This is a genomic window from Arthrobacter sp. efr-133-TYG-104, assembly GCF_030208915.1.
Lineage (GTDB): Bacteria > Actinomycetota > Actinomycetes > Actinomycetales > Micrococcaceae > Arthrobacter.
In genome coordinates this window covers 40,534-46,676 of sequence record NZ_JARVTA010000036.1, presented here as the reverse complement: position 1 = coordinate 46,676, position 6,143 = coordinate 40,534, and the positions used below count along the sequence as shown (strand labels likewise).

Below are 6,143 nucleotides of genomic sequence, written 5' to 3'. Positions count from 1 at the left end.
CACCTTGGCAAGGTGGTGCTCTACCAGCTGAGCTACGTCCGCACATGTTGTTTGCTGGAAAACCGGCACTCAACAACAAACAAGTTTCCTTGTTCTGGTGGGCGATACTGGGATCGAACCAGTGACCTCTTCCGTGTCAGGGAAGCGCGCTACCGCTGCGCCAATCGCCCATTCTCCCGACGTGAGCCGGAAGGCATGGATTAACCGAGGTGGGTACGGGATTCGAACCCGTGTAAACGGCTTTGCAGGCCGCTGCCTCGCCTCTCGGCCAACCCACCGTGTAAGCAGATTCCGGGGAATTCGTGCCTTGACAGTGCCTTGCGAGCGGACGACGAGATTCGAACTCGCGACATCCACCTTGGCAAGGTGGTGCTCTACCAGCTGAGCTACGTCCGCAGTGCCGTTTCGGCGGGCAGCCCAGTGGGCATTCCGTCGCTTTCCGACGAGTAAAAACTCTATAGGAGGTTGCATCAAACTCCAAATCGCACGGGATTTTGGGGTGGACGGAAGTGGTGCGACGGCGGCAAATGGCGCGTATTCACGCGGTTCCCGCGAGTTTCATCATTGTAATTTCACCGATGTTGTTCAGTGGTGGCGTCTAGTCACCATTGGCTATCTGGGTGGTTTTGCATTCGGGCCTGTGTCCGTTAGTCTTCTATATGCACCTGGGCCTTGAGGCCGGATGTGCCGAAAGGCTGGTGCACAGGGGCGATTGGCGCAGTGGTAGCGCGCTTCGTTCACACCGAAGAGGTCACTGGTTCGAACCCAGTATCGCCCACCATCGGAGAGCCTGTCCGGACTGGAATACCTGGTATCGCAGTCCGGACAGGTTTTCCTTTTTAACTCCTTTTTAGCTTTCAGCTCGTTCTTAGCGCAGGATTTCCTTTCAGCCTCAGTACTTTTACGTCACGATGTCCGCATACGCTGCACATGCTGAGCGTGAGCGAACAAGAAGCCCAAACAGCTGGTCCTGTCCCTCTGCCGTATGCGGTGCCCGCTGACCTCGCCGCCAAGGCCCCCATCCTGGCGGCAAAACTCGAAAACCTGCCGGCCGGACAACTACTCATGCTCTTCCCGCCGGAGAATTCTGTCGGTGCCATGTGACACAGTCTTTGTATGACTGCTCCACTGCTTGCCCACGCTACTGACTACGGACGAATGTATGCCCGCTCCACCACTGAGCAATTCTCGGTCCCTTCCATCACCACCGTCATAGGACAACAGGCCCACGCGCTTGACGGGTGGTTCAGTTACATGGGTGCGAGCAGTCTTGCTGCTGATCCCGAACTTCCGGCGCTTCTTGGCAGCCCTGCCAGGATCCGTCAGGCCGTCAACAAAGCAGCGAAGGCTGCGGAGGCATACCGTGACCAAGCTGCTGCGCGGGGAGACCGCGTCCACACCTACTGCGAGCAAGTAGCACTGAGGGCCCTTGGCCTTCCCCACCGGATGCAAGATTGCCGGGAAGAGCTTGCCGCACACGGTGAGCAAGCCTTCGCCGCAAGGTTTGATGAATGGTGGGAGCTTTACCGGGTGGAACCGCTGGCACCGGAAATAACCGTATGGAATAAGACTGTTGGCTACGCGGGCACGCTGGACCTCGTGGCAAGGATCAACGGCCGGATCTGCCTGATCGATTACAAGACCAAGGGAACAACCCGTGAGGGCACCGTGAAGGCCTTGGACGACAAAGTCGTCATGCAGCTTGTCGCCGGGATGAAGGCGGAGGAGAGCTTGGTTGACCCCATTGCCGGCCAGTGGGAGCCCTGGGCGTATGGGGATAATCCCATGCTGCTTGCCGTTGCCATCGGGGAAACGGAGGTCCGGCCCCAACGTGCAAACCCTGAGATCCTCAAGCATCACTGGTGGAAGTTCTGCGCCCTCCGCCGCGTCTGGGAAATGAATGCGGATGTGGTGGCCGCTGGGCAGGCACTGCTGCCGGTCGCGCCGCCGGTCTACTCTGCGGCTAATCCGGCACCCGTGGACAGCGCCCGCCTCGTGTCCTCCACTAAACTGGCTTAGGCTCCGCAAGACCCGCGGCCTGCTTTGACGATCGTGAGGACTGACAGTACATGGCAATTTTGAGTATCAGAATCATTGGGGATCCGGTGTTGCGCACCGTGGCTGATCCCGTCACTGATTTCGGTCCCGAGCTTGCCAAGCTGGTATCAGACATGACAGAAACCATGGAGGACGTGGACGGCGCAGGCCTGGCCGCTCCCCAAGTCGGGGTGAGCAAGCGCGTCTTCACCTACCGGATCGGTGGAGTGGAGGGGCACATCATCAACCCCGTGCTCGAAAACAGCGAGGATTTCCAGCCCGACCAGGTTGAAGGTTGCCTCTCGATCCCCGGACTGGGATTCCCTGTCCGCCGATACCGGAGCACACGGGTAACCGGGGTGGACCTGCACGGCAATCCGGTGTCGGTGGAGGCTGAAGGGATGCTTGCACGCTGTTTCCAGCACGAGACAGACCACCTGGACGGAATCTTGTACACGGATCGGTTGGAGGGGGAGGACCGCAAGACCGCCCTGCGCGCCATCCGCCATGCAAACTATCACGCCATCACCGAGCAGACGGCCACCAAGCGGGCCGGTACCGTGGGCTCCAGCTTCGGTGGCGGCAGCTTCGGGGTTCCCGAGTGAGGGTACTTTTTGCCGGGACTCCCGCCGTCGCGGTTCCGGCGCTGAACGCACTGGTGAAGGCAGGGTTCGACGTCGTAGCTGTCCTGACCCGACCGGACGCGCCCGTGGGGCGCAAGCGGACCATGACGCCCTCTCCCGTAGCAGCGCGTGCAGAGGAACTCGGCATTGAGGTCATCCGGGCAGCAAAGGTGGATGCAGAGACCACCGAACGCATCTCAGACTTTGCCCCGGATGTCGCGGCCATTGTTGCCTACGGCGGAATTGTTCCCCCGGCTGCGTTGGCAGTACCCCGGCATGGTTGGGTCAACCTGCATTTTTCCCTCCTTCCGGCATGGCGCGGCGCCGCTCCGGTGCAGCGTTCCATCATTGCCGGCGACGACATCACCGGCGCGGCAACTTTCCAACTCGAAAAAGGCCTTGATACGGGGCCTGTCTTTGGCACCCTCACCGAAACGGTTCACCCGGAGGACACCGCCGGGCAGCTTCTCGAACGGCTTTCGGACAGCGGCGCAGTCCTTCTGAGCCAGACGCTCTCCGCGATCGATGCTGGACGAGCCGTTGCCCAACCGCAAGCGGGGGAGGTGTCCTTGGCTCCCAAACTGACGCTGGAGGACGGGCGCTTGGACTGGCAGCAGCCTGCCCTGGCACTGAATCGACGGGCTCGGGGCGTAACCCCGGAGCCTGGAGCTTGGACCACGTTGGAGGGCCAAAGGGTCAAACTTGAACCAGTTCGGCTAAGACCCGACGTCAAGGACCTTGCACCAGGAACCATCAAGGTGGACGCAGGCACGGTCCTGGTGGGCACTGGATCCCATGCAGTAGAGCTGGGCCGGATTCAGCCGGCCGGTAAGAAAATGATGTCGTCGGCCGACTGGGCCCGTGGCTTGGCAGCACCCGAGAGAGTGGTATTCGAATGAACGAGTCCGGCCGTCGTGGGCCCAGCAGCAGTGGCAACCGGGACGAACGTGGCAACCGGGATGCCGCTGGCAACAGCAGGCGGAACGCCCAAGGCCGGGAGCGTAACAGGGGCCCGCAGCGTGGCTTCTCGAACAACGCCCCGTCCCAGCGCACGCGTAGGGCAGATCCGGCCCGCCTGGTGGCTTTCGAAGTCCTCCGTGCCGTGGCCTCTGAGGACGCCTACGCAAACCTTGTTCTTCCCGCCCGGATCCGCGAGCACCGCCTCGACCGCCGGGATGCAGGATTTGCTACGGAGCTAAGCTATGGCGCCCTGCGGGGACAGGGTACGTACGATGCCATCCTGGCCCGTTGCGTTGACCGGCCGCTTGACCAGTTGGACCCCGCAGTTCTCGATGCGCTGCGGATCGGTGTCCACCAGATACTCTCCATGCGGGTCCCGGCCCACGCCGCCTTGGACCAAACCGTTGGTTTGGCGCGCGCAGTTATCGGAGCAGGCCCGTCCGCGCTCATTAATGCTGTTCTCCGTAAAGTCACGGCCCATACGTTCGACGAATGGCTCGGCATCCTGCTCCACGATGAAACGGATGAGACCAAAATCGCCGCCCTGCGCCATGCGCACCCCGAATGGATCGTGCGGGCGTTGCGCCAATCGTTGGTTAACCATGGACGTCCTAAAGCCGAGATTGACTCCTTGCTGGAGGCCGATAACGCTGCGCCCGTGGTGAACCTCGTGGCGTTGCCCGGGCTGGGCGACCTTGAGGAAGCCTTCGAGAACGGCGCCACTCCGGGTGAGCTCGTGGAAGATTCGGCACTCTCGGCCGGCGGTGACCTGGGTCGCTTCGAGTCGGTCCGGCGCGGGACCACGCGCGTTCAGGATGTCGGATCGCAACTCGTGGCGCGCGCCTTGGCTGGCATCAGCCTCGAGGGTGCCACACAGGGCGGGGAACGGTGGCTGGACCTGTGTGCGGGGCCGGGCGGAAAGGCGGCGCTCCTTGCAGCTTTGGCGTACCGCGAGGGCGCGACGCTCTTGGCGAACGAACCTGCGCCGCATCGAGCAAAACTGGTTCAACAAGCACTCTCGGCTGTGCCGGAGGAGGCATGGGCGGTGCGGACCGGTGACGGGCGGCAGGTCGGCGTCGAGCAGCCGGAATCCTTCGACCGCGTGCTGGTGGACGTGCCCTGCAGCGGCCTCGGGGCCCTGCGTCGGCGCCCGGAGTCGAGGTGGCGCCGGACGCCGAAGGACATTGCCGACCTCGGCCCATTGCAGCGTGAGCTGTTGAATTCCGCTGTTGACGCCGTCAAGCCCGGCGGGGTGGTTGCCTACGTGACGTGCTCTCCGCACCCGGCTGAAACAACCACTGTGGTGGGCGACGTCCTCGCGAAGCGGGCGGACCTGGAACTGCTGGATGCAGGACGAGCACTTGACCATGTCAGCCTCACAGGTAACTTGGGGGCCGGACACGAGCTCATGGCCCAACTGTGGCCCCATGTGCACCAAACAGATGCAATGTTCATGGCCATTATCCGAAAGAAGTCCTAACCGCAGAACGCCTTCTGCGGGGTCCGCGGCGCGGGCCGCGGCCGCCGTCGCTCCCGAAACCATTTACCTGAAGGGCCTGCCTTGTCCCAGTGCTGTATCAACCCGAGCATCCTGTCCGCGGACTTCGTCAACCTTGAGTCGGAACTGCAGCGGATCAGCAATGCCGATGCTGTCCACGTGGACGTCATGGACAACCATTTCGTGCCCAACCTGACCCTTGGCCTGCCCGTGGTTCAGCGGATACAAGCGGTCAGCCCGGTTCCGTTGGATGTCCACCTCATGATTTCCGACGCCGACCGCTGGGCGCCTGCCTACGCGGACGCCGGCGTCGCTTCCGTCACGTTCCATGCAGAAGCGGCCATGGCACCGGTCAAGTTGGCCCGTGAGCTCCGGGCCCGGGGATCCAAGGCAGGGATGGCGCTGCGGCCGGCCACTGCGGTGGAGCCGTACTTGGACATGCTCGGTGAGCTGGACATGCTGCTCATCATGACAGTTGAACCGGGTTTTGGCGGCCAGTCATTCCTGGACATGACCTTGCCCAAGATCCGGCGTGCACGCGCTGCGGTTGAGGGCTCGGGGATTGGCGTGGCCATACAGGTTGATGGCGGCATCACGGAGGAGACCATCACCCGCGCCGCAGAGGCAGGCGCCAACGTATTTGTTGCGGGCTCGGCCGTCTATGGTCACCAGGACCCGGCGATGGCGATCGAGCGGCTCCGCGCAGCAGGGCAAGCTGCCATCGCGCAAAGCGCCTGACCGGCGCCGCCACACATGTTACGCAGATCGCCGGGAATAGCCTGGCCGCGTTGGCAGTTGTGGCAGAATAGCAAAACACATACGTGCTCCGGGGTCGGTGTAAGTCCGAACCGGCGGTTATAGTCCGCGACCCGCGAGCCATCGGATTCCAAGTGATTGGAAGCCGACGGCGGACGGTTGAACCGGTGGAATTCCGGTACCGACAGTTAAAGTCTGGATGGGAGAAGCACGTACAGTCATGCTGTGGGCGCCCGTTGCGGGCGCTCCCGCAGTGCGCTGTCGTACAC

The 6,143-nt window shown here is 62.6% G+C and carries 6 protein-coding genes, 4 tRNA genes and 1 riboswitch; of the genes, 7 read left to right on the top strand and 3 right to left on the bottom strand.

Features of this window, described 5'->3' with window-relative positions; genetic code table 11:
* Positions 1-95 precede the first annotated feature (95 nt).
* The 3 genes from QRN04_RS17765 to QRN04_RS17755 all read right to left on the bottom strand — a co-directional run bounded on the left by QRN04_RS17765 (position 96) and on the right by QRN04_RS17755 (position 396).
* Positions 96-170, bottom strand: a tRNA-Val gene (locus QRN04_RS17765).
* 37 nt (positions 171-207) lie between these two features.
* A tRNA-Cys gene (locus QRN04_RS17760) sits at positions 208-278 on the bottom strand.
* A gap of 45 nt (positions 279-323) precedes the next feature.
* Positions 324-396 (bottom strand) — tRNA-Gly (locus QRN04_RS17755).
* A gap of 310 nt (positions 397-706) precedes the next feature.
* On the opposite strand from QRN04_RS17755, the gene QRN04_RS17750 reads away from it, so the two are divergent.
* From QRN04_RS17750 to rpe, 7 genes are all read left to right on the top strand, one after another.
* A tRNA-Val gene (locus QRN04_RS17750) sits at positions 707-781 on the top strand.
* Positions 782-939: 158 nt separating this feature from the next.
* Positions 940-1,104, top strand: a complete 165-nt coding sequence (locus QRN04_RS17745; protein ID WP_284977349.1) for a hypothetical protein — start codon at positions 940-942, stop codon at positions 1,102-1,104.
* Positions 1,105-1,116: 12 nt separating this feature from the next.
* Positions 1,117-2,019 carry a cytochrome gene (locus QRN04_RS17740; protein WP_284977348.1) on the top strand — a complete coding sequence of 301 codons (903 nt, stop codon included), beginning with the start codon at positions 1,117-1,119 and terminating at the stop codon, positions 2,017-2,019.
* Between the two features lie 50 nt (positions 2,020-2,069).
* A complete protein-coding gene (def, locus tag QRN04_RS17735; RefSeq protein ID WP_284977347.1) occupies positions 2,070-2,642 on the top strand; it encodes a peptide deformylase in 573 nt (190 codons plus the stop codon).
* The gene (gene fmt / locus QRN04_RS17730; protein WP_284977346.1) at positions 2,639-3,559 is read left to right on the top strand and encodes a methionyl-tRNA formyltransferase; all 921 of its coding nucleotides are present in this window, start codon (positions 2,639-2,641) and stop codon (positions 3,557-3,559) included. The genes def and fmt overlap by 4 nt, the downstream gene beginning before the upstream one ends.
* Complete coding sequence (locus QRN04_RS17725; protein WP_284977345.1) at positions 3,556-5,100, top strand: RsmB/NOP family class I SAM-dependent RNA methyltransferase; 1,545 nt, start codon at positions 3,556-3,558, stop codon at positions 5,098-5,100. The genes fmt and QRN04_RS17725 overlap by 4 nt, the downstream gene beginning before the upstream one ends.
* Positions 5,101-5,181: 81 nt before the next feature.
* A complete protein-coding gene (gene rpe, locus QRN04_RS17720) occupies positions 5,182-5,856 on the top strand; it encodes a ribulose-phosphate 3-epimerase (RefSeq protein WP_284977344.1) in 675 nt (224 codons plus the stop codon).
* 79 nt (positions 5,857-5,935) lie between these two features.
* Positions 5,936-6,090: riboswitch (FMN riboswitch) on the top strand.
* Positions 6,091-6,143: the final 53 nt, after the last annotated feature.

Excerpts from the sequence above, each read along its gene's own strand:
- QRN04_RS17740 (WP_284977348.1), top strand. The coding sequence starts at position 1,117 with ATGACTGCTCCACTGCTTGCCCACGCTACTGACTACGGACGAATGTAT.
- def (WP_284977347.1), top strand. The coding sequence starts at position 2,070 with ATGGCAATTTTGAGTATCAGAATCATTGGGGATCCGGTGTTGCGCACC.
- QRN04_RS17725 (WP_284977345.1), top strand. The coding sequence starts at position 3,556 with ATGAACGAGTCCGGCCGTCGTGGGCCCAGCAGCAGTGGCAACCGGGAC.